Below are 23,201 nucleotides of genomic sequence, written 5' to 3' on the forward strand. Positions count from 1 at the left end.
TTCTGCTTGCTACCGAATCACGAGCAACCGCTGGTGTTGCCCGGCCAACTCGACTCGGTAAACGCCACTCGGTACCGGACGGCCCTGCGCGTCGTCAGCATTCCAGATCAGGGTGTGCGGCCCCGCTTGGTTAGCCGTGGGGAAGGTGCGTACTAACTGGCCGTGGGCGTTGAAGATCTGCAACGCACCTGCCGGGCCTGGCTGGTGCAAGGTGTAGCGCAGTTCTGTGCTTCCCCCAAACGTGCGGTTACCGGGTGCCTCCAGCGTCAGGATTTCTGGGCTCAGATTGGGGGCGGGGGCGGTGTTGAGCCGCAGCCCCGCAATGCTTAAGCCCACGGAGCGGCGGCCCACCGCGAAGCGGAGCCGCAACGTATGTCGCAGGCTATCAAACTGCCAGTCGGTAAGGTCCTGTTCGCCAATCCGAACTGCTTGGGGCGGGGCCGCAACGCGCGGAATCAGCAGTTCAATCACCCGGGTGGCGGGCTCGCCTTCGTAGCCCGGGCCGCGGGGCGTGACACTAAACGTGGTAAGATCAGGCAAGTTAGAACCCGTGAAGCTCAACAGCTGGTAAGCCTGCCGCTGCATCCGAGCTCCGCTTTTACCATCATCTTCGTATAAAGAGAAGCTGGAGTGCACCACATCTGGGTCGGCGTAGTAGCGCAGGCGCAGGGTATCGGCACGGTAAAGAGCGGTACTACTTACGTAGGGCGCCATAGGAACAATGGCCCCGGCCCGCGCCAGCACCGGAATGCGGGCCAGGAGGGCAGAGCGGCCCACGGTAGCGCCGCCGGGCACCGTTTCGTGGGTGTAAAAATCAACCCAGCTGCCGGCGGGCAACACCACGTTGCGGCGGCGTTGGCCGGGCTGCAGAACGGGTGCTACCAGCAGGTTCGGGCCGAGCATAAACTGGTCGTTGAGGTTGGCCAGGGCCGGCGTATTCATTTCAGTAGGAAGCCAGGAACGCTGGGCAGGGCTGCTGATGAGTGGGGCTCTCCATTCATCAGGGTTAGCTAAATCCTCATCCGTAAAGCCGGCTTCTCTTTCCTCGGCGGTGAGGGGCGTGGGGTCCCAATTCGGGCTGGGGGCGGGCGCTGTACTGAAGCTGGGGGCTCCGTAGTTCATGGGGCGGGTCAGGGGCGTGCCGGTCTGGCTGTTTTCCCAGGCCAGCGTGTAGAGGTAGGGCAGCAGTTGGTAACGCAGGTGGGTGGCTTCGCGCACATAGCTCTGATAGGGCTCCGGAAACCAGTACGGCTCGGGGGGCGTGCCAGCCCCGTGCGGGCGCAGAATAGGTCCCAGGCTAGCCATCTGCAGCCAGCGGGTGTACAGCTCGGGGTCTACGGTATTGCCCGCGAAGCCGCCCGCATCGGAGTGCATGTAGCCTACCCCACCCAGCCCCATGCTGAGCATAATGGGTACTTGGGCCTGCAGGCCGCTCCAGGAGCGGCTCACGTCGCCCGACCACGGAAATACGCTGTTGCGCTGCATGCCCGCCCAGCCCGAGCGGGCCAGGTTAAACAGCCGCTCCTGCGGGTAATTCTGGGTGTAGCCTTCCTGCAGAATGCTAGCCCAGGCCTGTCCGTAGGCGTTATGGATGCGCCGCGTGGGCCCCGGGTCATACACCATGTCAGTGGGCTGATTCTCGGGCTCGCCCAGGTCGCTCCACCAGCCGCCCACGCCATCTTGCTTCAGCCGGTTGTACTGCTGCCAGAGCCAGTGCTGCGTTTGGGGCCGGAACATATCGAGCAGGGTAGCCGGGCCGGCCCAGAAGGAGGCTACCGTATAGGGGCGGCCCAGCGTATCGCGGCCCACCAGCCCCTGGCGGCGCACCAGGCTGTCGTTGATGGATGCGCGCATCACGTAGGGCTCCGAAATCAGGATGGTTTTGACGCCCGCCGAGTCGAGGCGGCGCATCAGGCGGGCAGGGTCCGGGAAATGGGGCTGCTGCCACTGAAAGTCGCCCTGTCGGGACGTGCCTCCAAACCAGTACAGGTCCAGCACCAGCGCGTCCAGCGGGAAGCCGGCCCGGCGCATGCGGCGGGCAACCTGGTACATTTCCTGCTCCGAGCGGTAGCCGAACCGGCTTTGAATAAGGCCCAGGGCCCAGCGTGGGGGTAGGGGCTGGCGGCCGGTCAGGGCCGTGTAGCGGTCCAGTATCTCGGCGTAGGATCTGCCCGAAACAATGAAGTACCCCAGGTTCGTGAGTCCCTCGCCGGTGTACTCCAGCGTGTTTTTATCAGTGGCTCCCAGATCTAGCGTGCCGGGCGCGTGGTTATCGAAGAACAGCATGTAGCCCCGGCTGCTGACCACCGTTGGTAAGCTCACATTCAGCGTTGACTCGCCGTTCTGGTAGCCGTAGCGGGCTTCGTTGTAGAGGGTTAGGCGGCGGCCGCGCCGGTCCAGGGGCAGGGCGCGGGAGCCCGTGCCGTACAGGTGCTCCTCGGGCGCCAGCTGAAACGACACGCCCGTGCCACCCGGCGTACTACCCACCGCAGGCTGCTGAAATACCCCGTCGGTTTCCCGAAGCAGCGTTTTACCGTTCTGCGAACAGCTGACTCGTAGCGGGTTTTTCTGAACAGTAAAGGTAACCGTACGGTCGGTTTTCCACTCCAGGATGGTGGGGGTAGCCCGTACGAGTCCTTCGGCCCATTGCTGATAAAACCGGGCCGGCATGCCGGGCTCTGGGCCCTCGTGGTGCGTTCCGGGCGGGTGCCACGGCTGCGGCGCCTGAACCACGCTCACCGAAGAAATATCCTGCACCGGCTGCCCCGCCGGAAAATACTCTACCCGCACGACGCCCACCGCCCAGGGCCGTAGGCGCAGCGTAGCCCCAGTGGTGCTTTTAATGGTTAGGATGCCTTTATCATAAGAGTGGCTCCCGTAGTTGCCAATTGCCGTGCGGGAAGCGGCCGGGGCTACTGGCCGGGCAAATGGGTCCTGGGTGGGCGGGCCGCCGGCGGTGCGCTGCCCGTAGGCCGACAGAAGCGGCGGAAGCAGCAAAAACGGCAGCAGCCGGAAACAGCGGAACAGGTAGGCCATGGAAGGGGATTCAGAAACAATCAGCCAAGATAGCCTCCGGAATAGGTCCTGAGCCTGGGTTTACAGTAAAATCCTCCGGGAAAGCCTTCTTCCGGGACGAAGAGCAAACAGCGCACAAAATTCGGCAAACCGGGCATTACCGGGCCGGCAGAAGAAGGGAAGACAAGCGGCCGCGTGGCGTCAATACCAGCACCAAAGGCAACGCCCGCGCCGTGGCTGGCGTACAGTTCTCCTACCTACGTCATTCTTCCCAACTCCCTGCGTTATGAACCACGCCGACCGCATCGAAGAAACCATTGAAGGCATCTACCATGCCCTGGAGCAACACAGCAACCACCCCGTAGATGCCGGCCTGGGCCACATCGACAGCTGGATTCAAGCCCTCGATGGCCTCGGGGGCTCGGCCCTCACCGGCCTGCAGGCCGAGCTGCGCAACCTGCGCTCCTTCGTGGAGCGCGACGACCGTCCGGCCATGGCCAACTCCCTGCAGCTGCTGGGCCAGCAAACCTCCCTCATGGCCCGCGACATGCACGACGGAGTAGGCGACCATCTGCGCCACCTGGGCCAGGTACTGATTACGGCCGCCGGCAACCTGAAAGTATCCTAGCCGACTTCTCTTCTCTGCCTTGGTTAGCAGCCTCGCCCAGCGGGCGAGGCTGTTTTTTCATCCGGGGCGTAGTACCCAAAATTCCTTTCCTATGACACCTGATTCATCTGCTTCGGGCCAGAGCCACGCTCCTGGCTCCGTGCTGGCGGGCAGCCAAACCCACCTCGAAGCTACCCTGCACGCCCTGCAAACCGACCACCTGCCCAACCTGCGCCCGGCGGCCGGCGACAACCTCTACCGCTGGATGCACATGCTCCAGACCGTGGAGGGCGACCAGTTTGCCCCCCTCATTGCTGAGCTGCAAAACCTCTACAATGCCATCATCCCCGACAATCCGGTTGGCCCGCAGGTACAGCAGATTCTGCAAAACCTTGCCACGCTAACCGCCCAGGCCGCCACTACTGCCGATGCCAGCTTCCGGGACAAGCTGATGGAGTTGGCGCAGGCGCTCCGGACAGCCGCCGACACACTCTAGCAGCGCCGAGAGCGCCGGTTAAGGGCCAGCTGCGGAATGTTGGCAGATCAGGTGAGCAGAAGCCCCGCCAAGCCACAAACCAAATGTTGTACGGGCTCCGTTGCCAACCCTGCACGTAAGGAGGTAGTAAACAAGAAGATTCCTGTTGTTTCACTCAACTTCCTACCCTATGTCCGTATCCCATTCTGCCAGCGCCGACCAACTGGAGGCCACGCTCCGCATTCTTCGCAGTGAAGATGTAACCCAAGTGCTGCCCCGGGCCACTGAAAACATCGACGGCTGGATTCAGATGCTGCGCGCCTCTGGCGAAACCGCTCATGCCACCATTGCCGCTGACCTGGTGAGGCTAAAAGGCTTTCTGGCCGGTACCGACCCAAACCCCATCAGCGACGTGCTGCAAACCCTGGCCGAGCACATCAACAGCTTCGTGGATGACGCCAACCCGCGCTTCATCGAGTCCCTGGACCAGCTCTCCAAACAACTCATCGATGTGGCCCGCAACCTGCAAACCGCCCGCGACGCGCAGCAAGAGCAATAAGTTGACTTGCCTACCGAGTATAATAAGAAAAGGCCCCGCAGTGTGCGGGGCCTTTTCTGTTTGTGCATTCTCAAGTTGCGCCAAAATAGGTTAGTACCCTTGGGCCGAATCGTCGCCACGCGGGTCGGCGCCGCCTTCCAGCTTACCATCGGGCAGCACCCGAATCACCTCCATCCGGCCCCAAGGGGCGCGCGGGTTCAGGCGGTAGCCGCGGGCCTGCAGCGTGTCTTTGGCGGCGGGTAGGAGCGCGCCTTCTTCCACGTCAATCTGATCTGGGAGCCACTGATGGTGGAGGCGGGGCGCACCTACGGCCTGCTGGGCGTTCATTCCATAATCAACAGTGTTCAGGATGGCCTGCAGCACGCTGGTAATGATGGTGCTGCCGCCGGGCGTACCGGCTACCAGGGCTACCTTCTTGCTCTTGGTCAGGATGGTGGGCGTCATGGAGGACAGCATGCGCTTGCCGGGCGCAATGGCGTTGGCCGCCCCACCTACCAGCCCGTAGGCGTTGGGCGTGCCGGGTTTGCTGCTGAAGTCGTCCATTTCATTATTGAGCAGGAAACCAGCCCCGGCTACTACTACTTTGCTGCCATAGGCTCCATTGAGGGTAGTAGTACAGCTCACGGCGTTGCCCTGGGCATCCACAATGCTGTAATGCGTCGTCTGGTCCGACTCGTAAGCAGGTAGACCCGCGCCAGCCGTTACCTGTGCGCTAGGCGTAGCCCGATAGGGTAGGGTAGAGGCCATGCGCTGCTTGTTATAGGGCTTTTCGAGCAGCTGCGCCACCGGCACCCGCCCGAAGTCCGGGTCGCCGAGGTAGGTAGCGCGGTCGGCATACACGCGGCGCTCGGCTTCGGTAATCCAGTGCGTGGCCTGGGGCGAGTGCCAGCCGGCCTGGCCCAGGTTGTAAGGCTCCAGCATCTGCAGCATCTGCAGCAGCGCTACCCCGCCGGAGCTGGGCGGCGGGAACGTGAGCACCTCGTAGCCCCGGTACTTACCGTGCAAAGGCGTGCGCCACTTAGGCTGGTAGTTGGCCAGGTCCTGCTGGCTGATGATGCCCTTGCCGCGCTGCATTTCGGCCACGATAAAGCGGGCCGTTTCTCCTTCGTAAAATCCCGCCCGGCCCTTGTCCCGGATTCGTTCCAGGGTGCGGGCCAGCTCTGTTTGCACGAAGTTTTCGCCGGCTTTCCACTCGCCCTGGGTGCGAATAAGCGCGGCACCTTGGTTTACCTTCAGAAAGGTGTCGCGCGTGCGGTTCAGCCCAGCGGCTTCCTTCTCGGTCAATACCACCCCTTTAGCGGCCAAGTCCACGGCGGGCTGCACCACATCTTTCCAGGGGAGCTTGCCCAGCTTTTGGTGCAGCTCGGCCATGCCCGCCACGGTGCCGGGTACGCCGGCGGCCAAATGGCCCAGGGTGCTGAGGTCCGGAATTACGTTGCCCTGCTGGTCCAGGTACATGTCGCGGGTAGCGGCCGCAGGAGCGGTTTCGCGGAAATCGAGGGCGCCTTCGCTTCCATCGGCCCCGCGGTAGAGCAGGAAGCCGCCGCCCCCAATATTGCCCGCCACCGGGAACACCACGGCCAGGGCAAACTGCACCGCCACGGCGGCATCGTAGGCATTGCCGCCTTTGCGCAGAATTTCCACGCCCACCCGCGTAGCCTCCGGGTGGGCCGACACTACCATGGCTTTGTCGGTGATGACGGGGGTAGCGGCCGGCACTGGAGTAGCGAGTACGGCAGAAGTGGCCGGAGCGGTAGTGTTCTGACTGGTAGAGCAAGCCAGCAGACCGGCCAGGGCCAGCGGGTAAAAAAAGCGTTTCATACAGTAAAGGTAAGGCTACCTGATAACTGCCGCCGGGAAACCAGGGTAGCAAGTAGAGCAAGCAAACCGCTGATGCCGCGCAGAGCCTGAGATTGAGGATATGATGCTGGATAAGCCGAAAATTGCCTCCCAGTAGGCCCATATCAGTCAATGAGGAAAGTGCCCCGGAGCCACTTGAAATCTACGGCCTGCAAGTAAACCCCACCATGCGGCAATGGTTTGCCGTATGAGGGCCCGGCTCATCGTCCTACTGCAACTTAAACGAATCCTGTAGCTTTGGGCCCGACCGACTTGCTAATTCGCGCTATGACTCCAGACCTGCTGACCGCCGCCGACACCGCCGAACCTACCCTGCCGCTTGTGCAGCAAGACCCCTGGCTGATGCCCTACGAGCCGGTGTTGCTCCAGCGCCAGCAGCGCTTGGCCCAGCGCCTCAGTGACATTGTGGCTGAGTGCGGTTCTCTGAGTCGGTTCGCCCAAGCCCATCAGCGCCTAGGCCTCAACCACGATAAACGCCGCCGCGGCTACTGGTTCCGGGAGTGGGCGCCTGCCGCCGAAGGAGTATTTCTGGTGGGCGACTTCAACGGCTGGGACCGGCAGGCTACCCCCCTCACGCGCGGCGAGGATGGGGTGTGGGAAGTGTTCCTGGCCGATAAAGACTACCAGGACCGCCTGACCCACCACTCGCTCTACAAAGTACACGTAGTAACCCCGGAAGGCGGCAAAGACCGGCTGCCAGCCATGCTGCGCCGCGCCGTGCAAAACCCCGAAACCAAGGACTTCGCCGCCCAGGTCTGGAAGCCGGAAACGCCGTTTGTCTGGACTGATCAGAAATTTCGGGTGCCGAATTGCGTGCGAGAGCCATTCATCTACGAGGCCCACGTAGGCATGGCCCTGGAGGAAGGAAAAGTAGGTTCCTACCTTGAATTTGCCGAGCAAATCCTACCCCGCATTCAGCAGGAAGGCTACAATTGCCTGCAGCTGATGGCCGTGATGGAGCACCCGTATTATGGCTCTTTTGGCTACCATGTGGCCAATTTCTTTGCTGTATCCTCGCGCTTCGGTACGCCCGAGGAACTCAAGCACCTTATCAACGAGGCCCACAACCGCGGCATTGCCGTGCTGCTGGATGTGGTGCACTCCCACGCCGTGAAAAACGAGGCCGAAGGCCTGGCCAACTTCGATGGCTCGGGCCATCAGTATTTCCACGAGGGCTCGCGCGGCGACCATCCTGGCTGGGATTCCAAGCTTTTCGACTACGGCAAACCCGAGGTACAGCAGTTTCTGCTCAGCAACCTGCGCTACTGGCTGGAAGAGTTTCACTTCGACGGCTTCCGTTTCGATGGCATCACCTCCATGCTTTATCATCACCACGGTGAGGGGGTGGCGTTTGGCTCCTACGACCAGTATTTCGGGCCTGATGCCGACGATGACGCCATTCTGTACCTGCAACTGGCCACTACCCTGGTGCGGGAGGTGAAGCGCAGCGCCCTGCTTATTGCCGAAGACATGAGCGGCATGCCCGGCCTGTGCCGACCCATTGAGGAAGGCGGTATGGGCTTCGATTATCGGCTGGGCATGGGCATTCCAGACTACTGGATTAAGCTGCTCAAGCACACCCGCGACGAAAACTGGAACCTGCACGACCTGTGGTACACGCTTACCAACCGACGGCTGGGCGAGAAAACCGTTGCGTACGCCGAAAGCCACGACCAGGCCCTGGTAGGCGACAAAACGCTGGCCCACTGGCTGCTGGACAAAGCCATTTATGAGCACATGCACAAAGATGACCCCGACCCGATTACGGCCCGGGGCATTGCTCTGCACAAGCTCATCCGGCTGGCTACCCTGAGCTTGGGCGGTGAGGCCTACCTCAACTTTATCGGCAATGAGTTCGGCCACCCAGAGTGGGTCGACTTTCCGCGCCAGGGCAACAACTGGAGCCACCACTTCGCCCGCCGCCAATGGAACCTGGCCGATAACCCCGACCTGAAATACCAGTTTCTGCTGCAGTTCGATAAGTCGATGATTAAGCTGGCGAAAACCACGCGCCTGCTGGCCGCTACCCCCGCCCGGGAGTTGAACATCGACTCCCACAACCAGGTCCTCATCTTCGAGCGGGGCGGACTCATCTTCGTGTTTAGCTTCCACGTTGACCGCAGCGTGCCCGACTACCGCTTCTACGTGCCCCACGCCGGCCGCTACCGCATCTTGCTCAACTCCGACGATGCCGAGTTTGGCGGCTTCACCCGCATCGACAACAACTACATCTACGAAACCTTCGAGGAAGACGGCGTGCACCGGCTCAGCCTCTACGTCACGAACCGCACCGTGCTGGTGCTAGGCAGGGTGTAGCTATTTGTACCGGATACGCTGAAAACGCCCGTGGCTTCCTTCCCCGATCAGGAAAGAAGCCACGGGCGTTTTTGCTAGGAAGTGGAATTAGTGCTTGGTTTTGCGGCCAGACTGAGCTTGCTCTAGGGCGTCTTCAATGCGCTGAGCGCGGGCTTCGGGCTTTTTGGTGCGAGCCACTCGCTGGGCCAGCTCTTTGCGCTGGGTATAGGGTAGGGCATCAAAATTCACTTGCAGGCCGGCCCGTTCCAAGGCATACTTGAGGTCATCGGGCAGCTCAATGCCGCTGGAATCGGTGTCGCGCTCCAACACGACGTGCACCGTGTCGGTCCAGGTTTTGTTGATGGCATTGCGTACTTCCTTCCGGATACTGATCATGTGCTGGCCGTCGCCCATGGGCACCAGGTTCAGCCGGATAGGAAAGCCGTCTACGGTGCCGCGCACGGGCAGCGGACCCTTAGTACCGTACACCTCGGGTACGCTGAAAGGAACAACCAGGAAAACGCCGCTGTCGGCCCCGTCCATTTCCATGGGGGCGTCGAATTCGTGGCGGAGAGGGGTTTCGGTACTCATGCAGTAGGAGAAAAAAATGGGGAGGACAGTTGGCGAACGGGCAGGCCATTTTCCAGCTGACGTAGAGTTGCGTCGAGGGTTTCGGTATCGGAGGGGGGGAGCACCTGCAGGCGGTTCGCCAGCGCCGGGTAGCGGCTGAGCAGCAGCTGCGCCAGCTCCTCGGTGGCAGCCAGCACCATATCGGCGCGGCGCAGGGCCAGGCGTTCCAGCTCCAGCGCCCAGCCTCGGTCAGCGGGGGTAGCGCGTTCCTGAGCCAGGCTGAGCACATGCAGCACCAGCGGCCGCCCGGTTTGCTGACGGATTTCCAGCGCGGCCAGCCACGTAGGCCAGTCTGCAGCGTAAATCACCCCAAAATCCTCCAGCAGGGCCCGGCGGGTAGCAAAGCGGGCGTACTGAATCACCTGAAAATTAAGGTCGGCCTCAGCAGGTTGGTCTTCGGCCAACGAAGCCAGGGCATCGGGCAGGGTGGCCAGCTGCGGAGGGGCAACCGGCGGGGGCGTGGGTTCGGCCGTCAGGTCGTCGGCGGGCTGGCTGAGGTCGGCGGCTTCCGTCGCATCGGGCTCCGAAGCTTCACCCGCGAATTCGTCCTCATTCAGCAGCAGCTCACTAGCCGACAGCTCCGTAATTGGGGTAGGGTCTGGCGCGGCGGCAGGGGTAGGGAAGGCAGCCGAAGCTGGCACCAGTGGCGCCAGCCCCGGGCTGGCTTCCGGTAGTACGGCTATCGTCAGGTCGGAGGGCAGGCCAGCACTGGAGGGGGTAGCACCCAGGTAAGGTGCGGCCGGCGACTGCCAGGTACCATCGGAAGCGGCCAGGTAAGAAGTTGGGCCCGAAGTTTCCGCTGCCGTAACCACCGAAGCCCCGAGGTAGGGAGCCGCCGGGCGCTGCCAGGCTCCGGGCCGCTGGTCGGGGCGGGGGCGCGGGGCCGCCGCCTCAGCCGGTGTCAGTTCGGCCAGGGCTGTGAGGCGGGTAGTGGGGGCGGTTGCAAACGGCGGATGGGGTAGGCGGGGCACCATCACCGACAGAGGAGTGCGCGGGGCCAGCGCCTGCACCAATGAGCGGATACCGGGCGCGGACAATTCGCCGGTCCGGGGAGCCTCATCCCAGCCAAGCAACAACACAGAAAACGAAGCGGAAATCATACGGTGGATAAATGAGCGGCGGGCAGCACGAGGTATGGCAAGGTAGAGAAAAAAGCTGCCCGTCGTGCTTTTACGGCATCCGGCCGAAAACTACGGTTGAGCCAGTTCTACGGTAGCCCGGAACATTTTTACCTTTGCCGACTGTGTAAGGTCCAGGCTGGTACTCCCGGCAACTGCTTGCCTTCTCTCTCCCAAAACGTACCCCGTATGGCCGACAATATTCAGGAAAACAATTATATGATCAATGACCTGGCCGCTCAAGCCAGGCAAGAGTTCTACCCCGGCCGGGTAGTGCAAGCCGAGCGGCAGGGTACCGATTTTATTTTCCGCTGCGACAACGGCGTACAGCTAAGCCTGCAGGTGATTACCGACAAGGTGCTGCGCTTCCGCTACGCCACCGAAGCCGGCTTCCCCGCTGATTTCAGCTACGCCTTCCCGGAGGGCGTGCCCACGCGCCAGGAGCTGGAGTTTTTGGAGTTCCGCGAGAAGCCCGACCACTACCGCATCACCACCGACCGTCTTATTTGCGTGGTGGATAAGGAAAGCCTGCGCACCCGCGTGCTCAACCGCTCCGGCTTGGTGCTTAGCGAAGATGAGAAGGGCTTTCACTGGGAATATGAGTACGAAACCGGCAACGACATCGTAAAGATGAGCAAGCTGGTGCAGAGCGGTGCCCATTACTACGGCCTCGGCGACAAGCCCGACAACATGAACCTGCGCGGCAAGCAGTTCACTAACTGGGGCACCGATACCTACGGCTACCAGAAAGGCGCCGATCCGCTCTACAAGAACATCCCGTTTTTCCTGGGCCTGCACCAGAAAACGGCCCACGGCATCTTCTTCGATAACACCTTCAAGGCCGGGTTCGACTTCGCGGCCGAGCGCGCCGATGTGGCCTCGTTCTGGGCCCAGGGCGGCGAGATGAACTACTATTTCATCTATGGCCCCAGTCTGCTGGAAGTAACCCGGGAATATACCCGCCTGACCTGCCCGCCCGAACTGCCCCCGCTGTGGGCCCTGGGCTACCACCAGTGCAAGTGGAGCTACTTCCCCGAAAGCAACGTGAAAGCCATTGCCCAGGGCTTCCGCGACCGGAAAATTCCCTGCGACGCGCTTTACCTCGACATCGACTACATGGATGGCTTCCGGTGCTTTACCTGGAGCCCTACCCATTTCCCGGAACCCAAGCGTATGGTGCGGGAGCTGGCCGAAGATGGCTTCAAAACCATTGTCATTATCGACCCCGGCATCAAGATTGACCCCGACTATCCGGTGTATCAGGAGGGGTTGAAAAACGACTACTTCTGCCGCCGCGCCGACGGACCTCTGATGAAGGGCTCCGTGTGGCCCGGCCTCTGCAACTTCCCCGATTACACCCGCCCCGAGGTGCGCGAGTGGTGGGCCGGCCTGTTCAAAGGGCTGATTGCAGAAACCGGCGTGAAGGGCGTGTGGAACGACATGAACGAACCGGCCGTGTTTGAAAAGGGCACCTTCCCCGATGACGTGCGCTTCCAGTATGAGGGCCACGCAGGCTCCCACCGCAAGGCCCACAACATCTACGGCATGCAGATGGCCCGTGCCACGGCGGCCGGGGTGAAGAAGTTCAGCTACCCCAACCGGCCCTTCACCATTACCCGCAGCACCTACTCGGGCGGGCAGCGCTACTCCTCCGGCTGGACCGGCGACAACATTGCTTCCTGGGAGCACCTGTGGCTGGCCAATATTCAATGCCAGCGCCTGAGCATTTCGGGCTTCAGCTTTATTGGTTCTGATATCGGGGGCTTTATTGATACGCCCGATGGCGAGCTGTACGTGCGCTGGGTGGCGCTGGGAGCCTTCCACCCGTTCTTCCGTACCCACAGCTCCGGCGACCACGGCGACCAGGAGCCCTGGTCGTTTGGCGAAGATTTCATGGCCATAGCCCGTAGCTTTATTGAGCTGCGCTACCGCCTGCTGCCCTACATGTACACCACGTTCTGGCAGTACACCCAGCAGGGCACGCCCATGCTGCGCCCTCTGGCCTTCCTTGATCAGACCGACACGGATACCTACCTGCGCATGGCCGAGTTCAGCCTCGGCGACCACCTGCTGGTATGCCCCATCACCACGCCCGGCGCCGATGGCCGCTGGATGTACCTGCCGAAGGGCGACTGGTTCTACTACTACACCGACGAGCTGAAAGCAGGCGGTGCCGAAGTATGGGCTGCCGCCGACCTCACCCGGATTCCGCTGTTCATTAAGGCCGGGGCCGTGGTACCCATGTACCCCCTGATGCAGTACGTAGGCGAGAAAACCGTAGAGGAGATAACCCTGCATGTGTACTACAAGAAGGGCACCGAAGCCAGCGTGCTATATGAAGACGGGGGCGAAGGCTACGGCTACGAGCAGGGCCAGAGCACCACGCGCCGCTTCACGGTAACCGGCACCGACAAGGGCCTGCTGATCCAGCAGCACACGGAAGGCGACTTCCAGCCCACCTGGACCACCTACCGCGTAGTTCTGCACGGCCTGCCGTTCTCCGCTACTATCTTCAGTACCGACGGTCAACCTGCCGAAATCAGCGAAGTAACCACCGAAACCGGCCTTACCCTGCCCGGTGTGGTAGTAAGCGCCGGCTTTACGGAACTGGCAGTAGGCTAAGCAGTACCGCCTGATTGTCATCTTGAGCAAAGTGCAGGACCTCTACCTCTGGCTAACCCTAGCGTTACCTTTGGTAGAGGTTCTTCCTTTTGCTGAGGATGTGTTTTAGAAGCTCAACCGCACGTCGTCGCCTACGGGGTAGCCGGTACAGGTGAGCACCAAGCCCTGGGCTAAGTCCCGGTCAGTCAGAACCTCGTTGTAGGAGTGCCACACCTGGCCTTCCAGGCAGCGCATAGTGCAGCTGCCGCACACGCCAGCTTCGCAGCTATAGGGTAGTGCTATGCCTTGGGCGCGGGCCGCTTTCAGGATAGTATCGGGGTAGGAAACCTCCAAGGTGTGCGTCTGGAGCGGCGTTTCAATGACGACGCGGTGAGCGGACGTGTCGGGCGGCAGGGTTGGTTTGACGGGTGGGGGTAGCACAAAATTCTCGCGCCGGATACGTTCAGAGGGCACTCCCGCAGCGTGCAGGCCATAGCCACACATGCGCATGTACTCGGCAGGGCCGCAGCTAAAGGCCAGCATTTGGTCGGGGGTAGTGGTGGCGTGCTGCCGCACGAGCTGTACCAGCAGGTCCTTGTAGAGGCGGGCGCGGGCCAGGTTCGGATGGTCGCTGTAGAGCAGCTCCAGGGCGAAGCGGCCTGCGAACTGTGTGGCCAGCTGGTGCAGCTCAGCCCCGAAAATGGTAGCGGCCGGTGTGCGGTTGCTGTACACCAGCAGCACCTGCACGGCAGGTCGGTGGTAGAGCACTTCTTTCAGCAATGAGTAAATGGGCGTGATGCCACTGCCAGCCGCAAACAGCAGTACCTGTTGGTAGGGCAGTTGAGTGAGGTAGGGCAGCGTAAACAGGCCCCCGGCGCCGGTCGTTAGCAGCTCGTCGCCTACCTGCGCCTCGTCAATCAACCACCGCGAGAAAAAGCCGTTGGCCACCCGCCGTACCGTCACCGCCAGGCCCTCATCAAGCCCTGGCGTAGAGGACATGGAATAGGAGCGCCGCAGTTCCGGGTGGTGGGGCCGGAGCAGGGTGAGGTATTGGCCGGCCTGGTAGGGTAGGGGTGTCGTGGGCTCAAGCCAGAAGGTCTTTACTTCCGGAATTTCCTCAACAATGCGGCGGATGATCAGGGGTTGCGTCACACCAAAACAGAATAAGGCTAGGCAGGCAGTACGCCGCCCGCGAAACGCGAGTTATTCGGCCACTCGCTCGCGCAGGTACTGGTACACCTCGGGGCTGCTGAGTAGGGTGCCGTGGTGCAGCTTCGAGAAAACGTGGGTACTGATCAACAAATCGGGCGGGGCGGCGGGGTCCTGGAAGATGCGGCCCCGGGCGCTGCCCCCGCCCACCAGCCCGTCGCCGAAGTAGTCGTGCAGGGCGGAGCCGGCAGTTTTCAGCAGGGAGCCCACCAGCACATGATAGCGCACGCCCGGCAGCGGGGGCACCACCGTGCGGGGCGGAAACAGGTCGTCGGCGTGCTCGTTCTGCCAGTCCTCATCCACCAGTCGGGCAAAGCGCAGGTCCTTGATGCCATTGCTGCGCTTGTCAATCAGCCCACTGATGGCGCGGGTAGGCCACAAGTTGATTTTGCGAAGAATCAGGGAGGTGAGGTGGCTGTTCTGCTCCAGAAACGAGCCATCGTTGGGCACACCCAGCAGAAACACGTCGCGCAGCCTGGGCAGCCAACTCAGCTTTGCGCCGGAAGGGTTGCCAGCGGTGCTGGGGGTAGCAGCGGCGGCCTCCTGGGCGGCGTAGTAGCCGGCCGAGCGAATTACCAGCCCACCCATGCTATGGCCTACCAGCACCAGCTCGCCCACGGCCGCCGGAAACGTGCGCACCAGGTCCGTAAGCAGTTGATGCAGCCGGCGGCCGTTCTCGGAGATGTGCAGGCCAGAATTGTAGCGCACGTAGAGGCTGTGCACATCCAACTCCCGCTGCAGGCGCGGCCCGAAGCGTACGTCCTCGGGCCCCTCGCCGGTTTGCCAGATGATTTCATCGCCCATCAGGCCGTGCAGAAACACTACGGTTTTACGGGGGCGGCCCTGGGCATCGGGCAGCAGCCGCAGCTGTTCTACCGGTACATCGGACTCGTAACGGCGGAAACTCATCCGGATGGCGCGCCGGTCGTGACGGGCCGCCAGCTGGTCGCCGAAGGCGCCGTTAAGCACGGGCAAAGTGAAGTGTAGATTCTGCTGGCCCGTGCGGTATAACAGTCCTACCCCCTCCAGCGGGGCCAGGGCCGCCCGGCCCACCGCCGCGGCCGCCCGCTGCCAGCGCGCTGCCAGCTTATCGGGGCCCGACTGCGGCGCAGAATCGTCAGGTTCGGTGGTCATGGTAGCAGATAAAGTACGCCCTAAAAACGTGTGGCCGCCCGCGAAGGTGCGAAAGTTTGCCAGTAGCAGGCCCAGGCCGGCGCATGTGGGGTCAATAAAAAAGCCCTGCCCCGGCCTGAAGCCAGTGGCAGGGGTAGTAAGCAATAGCCTGAGGTATTAGCGGATTACCAGTTTGCGGGTAAGCGCTCCGCCAGGGGTTTGGAGCTGGAGCATGTACACGCCGCCGCGCTGCCCCCGCAGATCTATCAGCCGGCCCCGGGCGGCACTCAGTGGAGCTTTTTCCTCGCGTAAAACCACCCGGCCCGTTACATCCGTCACGGTGAAGGGGGAAGTAGCCAGGGCCGCATCCACCACGGAGGCCAGCGAAAACTCGCCGGTGGTGCTGGGGTTAGGGTAAATCAGCAGATCGGCGGCCGCCTCGGGGTTGCGCGCGGCCGTGATGCTGCCCGTGAGCTGAATATCGTCGAGGAGCAGAGTGGTGCCGGCATGAAGATCATCGGTAGTGCCGGAAAACGCGTCGATGCTCAAGGTGTCGGGCGAGAGGCTCAGCGGCTCGTATTCCAGCGGCTCACTGACCAGCGTATAGGTAGCCGCGGGCGGCAAAACCAGGCCTATGCCTCCAATCAGCTCCGTTTTGCGGCTTTGATAGCGCGTCAGAACGGCCTGAATGTAGGCTTCGTCGGTGGCCGCGCCGGGCCCCGTCAGCTTGTACCAGAACTGCAGGCGAGCAGGGCGCGCCGTGTAGGGCACACCCACGCTGGTAGGCGTGCCGTTGCCCACAAACCCAAATATCGCGCCCTCCACGCCAGGTACCTGCAGGGTATTCAGCGCAACGGCCAGGCTGCCCTGGTGCGCCTCAGTAGATTTGGTTACGAAGCCCAAATCCGGAACCGGGAAGGGGGCTTCTTCCTGAATCAGGTCTTCGGTGGTAACCCAGCCACGGGGCACCTCCCGCTCCAGGTTACGAAACTCCCAGACCTCGAAGGAGTTGTTCAGGTTAGGAGCCGGCGTTTGAGCCCGGGCGGCCGTGGCAGCCATGGATAAACCAACTCCTATCAAAAAGGGGCGTAGCAGGTGTCGCATGTGAGTTGAAGGCTTGAGTAAATAGAAAGGAATACGGGCAATTTAAAACAATGGCTATTATATATAACCAGTAATCTATGCTATTGTATTGCTGATTAGTGTTTGAATGTGAATTAGTTAGCGCCGGCTGAAGAGCAGTCCCAGCAAGAACCCCGTCAGTAAGCCACCTACGTGCGCGGCATTGTCGGTGGTGTGGGCCTGCAGGCCGCTGGCCAAGCTGCCCGCCAGCAGATACAGCACAAACAGCAGCACGGTGTAGCGCTCCGGGCGGGTGAAGGCGGCCGGCCGCCGCAGCAAGGTAGCCAGCAGCAGCCCGTACAGGCCGAAAATAGCCCCTGACGCGCCCACCGAATTCAGGCCCTGGGTGTGCCAGAACCAGCTCAGCAGGCTACCCCCAATCCCGCTCAACAGGTACGCAGTCAGCAGCCGCCGGCCGCCTACCAAGCCCTCCGTCAGCAACCCCAGAAACACCAGCGAGGCCATGTTCAGCAGCAGGTGAGCCGGTCCGCCGTGCAGAAAACAGCTGGTCAGCAGGCGCCACGGCTGGTTTGGCAGGGTAAGGGGCGAGAAGTTGGAGCCCCAGCGCACCAGGTCGGGGCCGGTGGGGTGCCAGGCTCCCGCGCCGGTAGCCGCCAGGGCCAGGTACACCAATACATTCAGCCAAAGTAGGAGAGGGGCAACCTGGTATCCTTGCCGGGGCCAGAATACCCCCCGGAGGGCTCCCCAGACCCCAGGTTGAACAGTAGCCTCCATTTCTGGCCCTGCTTCCGGGGGCCGGCGCGGCGGACCGGCGGGCAACTCCTGAGGCACCAGGCCGCGGCGCTGCAGCTCCCGCACGGCGGCCTGCCCCACGGCCGCCGGATACTGCCGGGCATGCTGGGCCAGGTAGAGCAGCTCGGCATCCGTTTTCTGGGCAAAAAGCGTGGTGGAGTCGGCAGCCATAGGCGTAAAAGCAATGAGGCGCCCCCGCCCGAAAATCGGCGGGGCGCCCCATTGCGGCTTCATAAACCCTGCCAGCCCAACCCGGCCTGACAGGTTTGCGCACCTGCGTCTTACAGGTCGGTGATGTTGCCTTGAATAGGCGCTTTACGCTGGTAGTGGCCGCGCAGCTCTTCTGCCAAACCGGTGGCCTCCTGGTTTACGCGCTCCTCTTCCTTGTCCATGAGCTCCATCTGGGCCTCGTAGCGCGACTTAAAGCTCTGGAGGGAGCTGCGGCGCAGGGTCAGGCCCTGGTGCATCAGGTTCAGGCGGGCCTCCATGGTAGGGGTGAGGTGCTGGTTGTAGGCCTTGGCCCGCATAAACCAGCTGATGCGCTCCAGCGTGAGGTCAACCTGGCCGGGGAATACGCCGGTAACGGCCCCGGTGCGCGCCTGTTTGGTTAGGTGAACGGCTGCGTTTTCGGCCAGCCAGTAGCGCCGGGCCATGCGTAGGTAGCGGCCGGTGGCCGTGGTGTCGGCGCGGTCGGCGGCGGGCAGCTGGCTGCGTACCTCGGCCACCTGAGCGCGGGTTTCGACCTCGAAATCAGGTAGGCGCTCTACTTTCACAGCTTCCAGCACAATAGGGCCCGCCGGCTTTGGTGTGGCGGCCTGGGACGCGGCCGGGGCTGCTTGCTGGGAGGAGCGCAGGCCCCACCAGGCCAGGCCCAGCACCAGGGCCGCCAGCACCACGCCAGGCCACCAGCGGGCCAGGAAGGTCGGTTCCGGCTCCACATACTCCAGCGACAAAGGCGAAGCGGCTGGTTCAGGAGCCGGGGGTTTGGGCAGCTCGGCGCCCCGGCGGCGCAATTCCCGGCCGGCCTCTGCTACCAGGGCCGGGTGGTAAAGCTCGGGGTGCCGCACCAGGTAGAGCAGCTCCTCAGTGGTTTTTTGCAGGAAAGAATCGGATGCAGAAGAAGTAGCCATGCGAAATCGGTAACAGGATACAGCAGAAAAATCTCCCGAAAATGGCGAAAAGCCCCCGGACTACCAGCAGCCCCACCCCAACGCCCCGGCGGGCCTTGCGTATAGCTAAGGCCGGGCCCCACCTGCCCGCTTTCTCCACCTTACCAACTGCCCCATATGACTACGCCCCGCGAAGAACCCATAGATGCCAGCAACCTGCCCGAGGGCACGGATTCCCAGTCCAGCCAACGCCAGCCCGACGGCCGCTTGTCGCCCGGCAGCCACGATACCGGCCTTAATGCCGATGACAACTCCGGCAGCGGCGGCACCGAAGGCGGCCAGGCCATCAGTGGAGCCCGCGTGCGCTCAGGCGCGCCCAACTACGATGCCCCCGGTAACGCCCAGGACGGCGACGTAGGCGGCAACAGCATCAGCGCCGGCACCGGGGTTTCGGGCGGCGAAACCGGGCAGGTGCCCCAACTGTAATTTCCCACCGCTAACTCTCCTCCTTATGGCAACTCAGCAAGGCAACCCTACCCCCCAGAACGGCGGTCAAGCCTCCCAATCCAGCACCGGCCCCAACGAAGCCGCCAAGCAACCCGCTACTAACCAGGAAGAACTGTCTCAGGACGATGGCGCCGGCATCCGCGGCGGCTACGGCGACAGTGACCAGACCAACGGCCTGGAGGGCGGCAACCAAACGAAATCTGACCGCTCCGATCCTCAGCAGTCGGCTCAGGAGTAGCCCAGGCGGCTAACTTGCCCGTAACCTAACCACGCCCGGTTTCCCTGCAGCCCCTACCAGGCGGGCCGGGAAGCCGGGCGTGGTTTTGTGTTGGCCGGAGACGGCAATACGCTGTTCCTTGTACCTTGCCGTGGCATGAAAAACCTTTGGCTCGGGCTGCTGCTGAGTGGGTACTGCCTGCTACCCAGGGCGCAGGCCCAAAACCTGTTGCGCCGGCAGCTCGCCTCCGATTCGGTGCTGGCGCCGGTGCTCCGGCAAGCCGCCGCGCATCGGGTTCAGATTCTTTACACCCGCATCCGGCGCGACGCGCGCGGGCGGCCTCACTTTCGAAGCTACCGCTACCGGGTGCGGCCCCACGAGTATTTCTACCCGGCCAGTGCCATTAAGCTGCCGGTAGCGGCGCTGGCTCTGGAGAAAATGCAGCGGCTGAGCCAGCAGATTCCGGAGCTGAGCAGCAGCTCGCCGCTCCGCCTCGACTCGGCCAGTTGGGGCCAAACGCCCGTGCTGCGCGATACCAGCAGCCAAACTATGCGGGCCAGTGTGGCGCAGTACGTGCGCAAAATTCTGCTGGTCAGTGATAACGACGCCTATAACCGCCTCTACGAGTTTCTGGGGCCTGCCGAGCTGCGTGCTGGCTTGCACCGCCACGGCCTGCGCCAAACGCTGGTGCGCCACCGCCTCTCCGTCGGCGACCAGGACTCCACGGCCCGCCGTACCAATCCGCTGGCCTTCTTCGCTGATACCAGCCTGACTCGCCCGCTGTACGTGCAGCCAGCTGCCACCTTTGCGGGGCGCTGGCCCCGGCCGTGGCGGCGCGGGTGGCGGGTAGGGCAAAGCCACTGGCAGGGCGGTACGCTGGTAAACGAGCCGCTCGATTTCCAGACCAAAAATGTAGCCTCCCTACCCGATCTGCAGCGCGCGCTCCGGCTCTTGCTGTTTCCGGAGGCTGACCCGGCCCGCCGCCGTTTCCGGCTGGCTCCCGCCGATGCGGCCCTGCTGCGCGACTACCTGCACCGCCTGCCCCGGCAAAGCCCGGACCCGCGCTACCCGGCGGCCCTCCACCCCGACAACTACGCGAAGTTTCTGCTGGCGGGCGGGGCGCCGGGGCCGCTGCCGGAGGGCGTGCAGATTTATAACAAAATAGGGCAGGCCTACGGCTTTCTTATCGATAACGCCTACATCACGAATCCGGCCCGGGGCGTGGAGTTTCTGCTCAGCGCGGTGGTGTACGTCAACCCGGACGGCATTCTCAACGATGACCAGTACGAGTACGACACGGTGGGTCTGCCGTTTTTGCGGCGGCTGGGGCAACGTATCTACCAGTTTGAGCTCGACAACCACCGGCAGCGGCCCGGTGTAACAGTGCCCATACCTCAACCGTAAGAGGCAGCATTCGTTGCTGTCCGGCGGCAGCTCTGATTGAATTACCCTATGGCTGCCAACGCATTCGGACTTTCGCTTATCAACTCCCAGGAGCACTACCAGCAGCGCATCGCTCAAAACCGGGAGCAAGAACTGGTTGACCTGCGGGAGTTGATTCCAGACCTGGTATTGGACATCCGGTACGCCACCAGCCGTAATCTGCTGGGCGTGGCCCTATATCCGGCCGCTGAAGCTTACCTGTGCCGACCCGTGGCGGAAGCCCTTGTGAGGGTGCAGGCCGCCCTGGCCCAGCGGGGACTAGGGCTATGTGTGTATGATGCTTACCGGCCTTACAGCGTATCGGTGCGCCTGTACGAGCACCTACAGGACGAAAACGTGGCGGCCCCGCCCTGGCGCGGCTCACGTCACAACCGGGGTTGCTCCGTGGATGTGGGCCTAGTGGAGCGGGCCACAGGCCGGCATGTACCCCTGCCCACCGACTTCGACGAGCTGACCCCAGCCGCCCACATCCGGTTTGCGACCCTACCCACCCATATCCTGCTGAACCGCACCGTGCTGCTGGCCGCCATGCAGGCCCAGGGCTTCATCAACTACCCCCACGAATGGTGGCACTTCGACTTCCACCGCTGGGCTGAGTTCGACCTGCTCGACCTGCCCTTCGCGGCACTCCGGCGGTGAAGTGGTGAATGAGTGAATGAGTAAAGTGGTGACATACTGGCGGCAGACTTAGGCAACTTCACCGCCGCGTCTGCCCGCCGGCCAATCGGGCCTATACACTTCACTCATTCACTCAGCCACTCATTCCCCGTTCCACTACCTTTGTGGTAATGTTTGGATTACCTGCCGCCCGCCGCTTTCTGTTTTTTCTGATTCTGAGTATCAATTGGCTGGCTGCCCGGGCCGCCGATGTGCCGCCTAAGCGCGAGCTGCGCGGGGTATGGATTGCTACCGTTGAGAATATTGACTGGCCCAGCAGCCGCGCCCTCACGCCGGAGCAGCAGCGCCGCGAGTACCGCCGTATGCTCGATGACCACCAGCGCAGTGGCATCAACGCCGTGTTTGTGCAGGTGCGGCCCGCTTCCGATGCCTTCTACCAGAGCAATCTGGAGCCCTGGAGCAAGTGGCTGACCGGGCAGCAGGGCAAGGCGCCCACCCCGTTCTACGACCCCTTGCCCTTTCTGATTGAGGAAGCCCACCGCCGGGGCATGGAGTTTCATGCCTGGTTTAACCCGTACCGGGCCACGATGGACACGGTCACGCGCCGGCTGGCTCCCAACCACCCCTACCGCAAGCATCCCGAGTGGTTTCTGCGCTACTCGGGCAAGCTGCTTTATAACCCCGGCCTGCCCGAGGTGCGCAACTACATCAGCGAGGTAATTCTGGACGTGGTGCGCCGCTACGATATTGACGGCGTCCACTTCGACGACTACTTCTACCCCTACCCCGAAAGCGGGCAGGTAATCCGCGACGAGGACGCTTTCGCCCGCTTCAACCCCGATGGCCTGAAGCTGGCGGACTGGCGCCGGCAGAACGTGAACACGCTTATCCGCGACCTGCACGACTCCATTCAGCACACCAAGCGCTGGGTGAAGTTCGGTATTTCGCCCTTCGGCGTGTGGCGCAACCAAACCTCCGACCCCAACGGCTCGGCCACCAAAGCCTTCCAGGGCTACGACGGCCTGTACGCCGATGCGCTGGAGTGGCTGCGCCAGGGCTGGGTTGATTACGTGCTGCCCCAGCTATACTGGAGCACGGGCTTCAAGGTGGCCCAGTATCCGGTGCTGGTGGAGTGGTGGGCCCGCAACAGCAACGGCCGCCACCTCTACATCGGGCACGGTGCCTACCGCATGTCGGAAAGCACGAAGTCGGACACGGTGTGGCGCAACCCGCGCGAGCTGCCCCGGCAGGTACGCCTGAACCGCACCTTCCCGACGGAAGTAGGGGGTAGCGTATTCTTCAGCTCGAAGTCGTTGATGGCGAACGTGCTGAATACTACCGACTCCCTGCGCCAGCATGAGTTTCGCTACCCCGCCCTGGTGCCCACCATGCCCTGGCTGGATGCCGTGCCCCCCCGGCCGGCCCAGAACCTGACTGCTGCCACCGGCCCCGCCGCAACCACCCTAAGCTGGCAGCCCGGCCCCGCCGCCGCCGACGGCGACCAGGCCGCCTACTACGCCCTCTATCGCTTCGCCGACGACCAGACGCCTACCCCCGACGACCCGCGCAACCTGCTGGCCCTCATCCGACCCCAGTCCGGCCGCCCCCTGACGTTCCTGGATACCACGGCCCGCGCCGGCCAGGGCTACTCCTATTACCTCACCGCCTTCGACAGGCTGCACAATGAGAGCCGGCCGATTTCGGTGCGCACCACGGGCCGCGCCGCCGAGGTGGTAGTAGCTCAGGCCGCACCGCCCACGCCGAGCGCCGAGCCTGTTGCTACCCCGGCCCCGGCTACCACCCAGCCCACTGTGCCACCCGTGCGCCCCACACCTCGGCCAGCTACCCCACGGCCCACTACCACTGTCAGCACGCCTACCAAGGTCAAAGTCAAGACCAAGTCCAAGCGGCGCGGCGGCTTCTTCCGGCGCCTGTTCGGCGGGCGCTAAG

The 23,201-nt window shown here is 62.9% G+C and carries 19 protein-coding genes; 10 read left to right on the forward strand and 9 right to left on the reverse strand.

The features are described 5' to 3' along the window. Window positions 1-9: 9 nt before the first annotated feature. On the reverse strand, window positions 10-3,036 hold the full coding sequence (locus FGZ14_RS00750; RefSeq protein WP_139920211.1) for a TIM-barrel domain-containing protein: 3,027 nt from the start codon (window positions 3,034-3,036) through the stop codon (window positions 10-12). A gap of 265 nt (window positions 3,037-3,301) precedes the next feature. On the opposite strand from FGZ14_RS00750, the gene FGZ14_RS00755 reads away from it, so the two are divergent. The 3 genes from FGZ14_RS00755 to FGZ14_RS00765 all read left to right on the forward strand — a co-directional run bounded on the left by FGZ14_RS00755 (window position 3,302) and on the right by FGZ14_RS00765 (window position 4,656). Continuing rightward, window positions 3,302-3,643: a hypothetical protein gene (locus tag FGZ14_RS00755; RefSeq protein ID WP_139920213.1), complete on the forward strand. Its 342-nt coding sequence runs from the start codon at window positions 3,302-3,304 to the stop codon at window positions 3,641-3,643. A 91-nt stretch (window positions 3,644-3,734) separates the two neighbouring features. Continuing rightward, complete coding sequence (locus tag FGZ14_RS00760; RefSeq protein ID WP_139920215.1) at window positions 3,735-4,118, forward strand: hypothetical protein; 384 nt, start codon at window positions 3,735-3,737, stop codon at window positions 4,116-4,118. 169 nt (window positions 4,119-4,287) lie between these two features. Next, window positions 4,288-4,656, forward strand: a complete 369-nt coding sequence (locus FGZ14_RS00765; RefSeq protein WP_139920217.1) for a hypothetical protein — start codon at window positions 4,288-4,290, stop codon at window positions 4,654-4,656. Window positions 4,657-4,746: 90 nt separating this feature from the next. Here FGZ14_RS00765 and ggt read toward each other — a convergent pair whose 3' ends face one another. Further along, the gene (gene ggt, locus FGZ14_RS00770) at window positions 4,747-6,477 is read right to left on the reverse strand and encodes a gamma-glutamyltransferase (protein WP_139920219.1); all 1,731 of its coding nucleotides are present in this window, start codon (window positions 6,475-6,477) and stop codon (window positions 4,747-4,749) included. Window positions 6,478-6,783: 306 nt separating this feature from the next. Between ggt and FGZ14_RS00775 the strand changes: the two genes are divergently transcribed. Then, the gene (locus tag FGZ14_RS00775) at window positions 6,784-8,832 is read left to right on the forward strand and encodes an alpha amylase C-terminal domain-containing protein (RefSeq protein ID WP_139920222.1); all 2,049 of its coding nucleotides are present in this window, start codon (window positions 6,784-6,786) and stop codon (window positions 8,830-8,832) included. Window positions 8,833-8,919: 87 nt separating this feature from the next. Here FGZ14_RS00775 and FGZ14_RS00780 read toward each other — a convergent pair whose 3' ends face one another. Together FGZ14_RS00780 and FGZ14_RS00785 are read right to left on the reverse strand one after the other, a co-directional pair. Beyond that, on the reverse strand, window positions 8,920-9,402 hold the full coding sequence (locus FGZ14_RS00780; RefSeq protein ID WP_110977189.1) for a YdeI/OmpD-associated family protein: 483 nt from the start codon (window positions 9,400-9,402) through the stop codon (window positions 8,920-8,922). After that, the gene (locus FGZ14_RS00785) at window positions 9,399-10,541 is read right to left on the reverse strand and encodes a glycosyltransferase (protein WP_139920224.1); all 1,143 of its coding nucleotides are present in this window, start codon (window positions 10,539-10,541) and stop codon (window positions 9,399-9,401) included. The genes FGZ14_RS00780 and FGZ14_RS00785 overlap by 4 nt, the downstream gene beginning before the upstream one ends. 177 nt (window positions 10,542-10,718) lie before the next feature. Here FGZ14_RS00785 and FGZ14_RS00790 point away from each other — a divergent pair, with 177 nt between their 5' ends. Continuing rightward, on the forward strand, window positions 10,719-13,181 hold the full coding sequence (locus FGZ14_RS00790; protein ID WP_257883308.1) for a TIM-barrel domain-containing protein: 2,463 nt from the start codon (window positions 10,719-10,721) through the stop codon (window positions 13,179-13,181). A gap of 105 nt (window positions 13,182-13,286) precedes the next feature. Here FGZ14_RS00790 and FGZ14_RS00795 read toward each other — a convergent pair whose 3' ends face one another. The 5 genes from FGZ14_RS00795 to FGZ14_RS00815 all read right to left on the reverse strand — a co-directional run bounded on the left by FGZ14_RS00795 (window position 13,287) and on the right by FGZ14_RS00815 (window position 18,487). Further along, window positions 13,287-14,312 carry a ferredoxin--NADP reductase gene (locus FGZ14_RS00795; protein WP_139920226.1) on the reverse strand — a complete coding sequence of 342 codons (1,026 nt, stop codon included), beginning with the start codon at window positions 14,310-14,312 and terminating at the stop codon, window positions 13,287-13,289. 51 nt (window positions 14,313-14,363) lie between these two features. Further along, complete coding sequence (locus FGZ14_RS00800; protein ID WP_139920228.1) at window positions 14,364-15,503, reverse strand: triacylglycerol lipase; 1,140 nt, start codon at window positions 15,501-15,503, stop codon at window positions 14,364-14,366. Window positions 15,504-15,659: 156 nt separating this feature from the next. Continuing rightward, window positions 15,660-16,586 carry a T9SS type A sorting domain-containing protein gene (locus FGZ14_RS00805; protein WP_139920230.1) on the reverse strand — a complete coding sequence of 309 codons (927 nt, stop codon included), beginning with the start codon at window positions 16,584-16,586 and terminating at the stop codon, window positions 15,660-15,662. 117 nt (window positions 16,587-16,703) lie between these two features. Continuing rightward, window positions 16,704-17,528 carry a rhomboid family intramembrane serine protease gene (locus FGZ14_RS00810; protein ID WP_180754437.1) on the reverse strand — a complete coding sequence of 275 codons (825 nt, stop codon included), beginning with the start codon at window positions 17,526-17,528 and terminating at the stop codon, window positions 16,704-16,706. Window positions 17,529-17,638: 110 nt separating this feature from the next. Continuing rightward, a complete protein-coding gene (locus tag FGZ14_RS00815) occupies window positions 17,639-18,487 on the reverse strand; it encodes a hypothetical protein (protein WP_139920234.1) in 849 nt (282 codons plus the stop codon). Between the two features lie 156 nt (window positions 18,488-18,643). Here FGZ14_RS00815 and FGZ14_RS00820 point away from each other — a divergent pair, with 156 nt between their 5' ends. From FGZ14_RS00820 to FGZ14_RS00840, 5 genes are all read left to right on the forward strand, one after another. Beyond that, window positions 18,644-18,952 (forward strand): hypothetical protein, encoded by a 309-nt coding sequence (locus FGZ14_RS00820; RefSeq protein ID WP_139920237.1) that lies wholly within the window; start codon window positions 18,644-18,646, stop codon window positions 18,950-18,952. 25 nt (window positions 18,953-18,977) lie between these two features. Then, on the forward strand, window positions 18,978-19,211 hold the full coding sequence (locus FGZ14_RS00825) for a hypothetical protein (RefSeq protein ID WP_139920239.1): 234 nt from the start codon (window positions 18,978-18,980) through the stop codon (window positions 19,209-19,211). 135 nt (window positions 19,212-19,346) lie between these two features. After that, complete coding sequence (locus FGZ14_RS00830; protein WP_139920241.1) at window positions 19,347-20,594, forward strand: serine hydrolase; 1,248 nt, start codon at window positions 19,347-19,349, stop codon at window positions 20,592-20,594. Between the two features lie 48 nt (window positions 20,595-20,642). Beyond that, a complete protein-coding gene (locus tag FGZ14_RS00835) occupies window positions 20,643-21,272 on the forward strand; it encodes a M15 family metallopeptidase (RefSeq protein WP_139920243.1) in 630 nt (209 codons plus the stop codon). A 149-nt stretch (window positions 21,273-21,421) separates the two neighbouring features. Further along, window positions 21,422-23,200, forward strand: coding sequence for a glycoside hydrolase family 10 protein (locus FGZ14_RS00840; RefSeq protein WP_139920244.1), 1,779 nt, complete (start codon window positions 21,422-21,424; stop codon window positions 23,198-23,200). Window position 23,201: the final 1 nt, after the last annotated feature.

Origin of the sequence: Hymenobacter sp. DG01 (assembly GCF_006352025.1) — a bacterium.
Taxonomy (GTDB): Bacteria; Bacteroidota; Bacteroidia; order Cytophagales; family Hymenobacteraceae; genus Hymenobacter.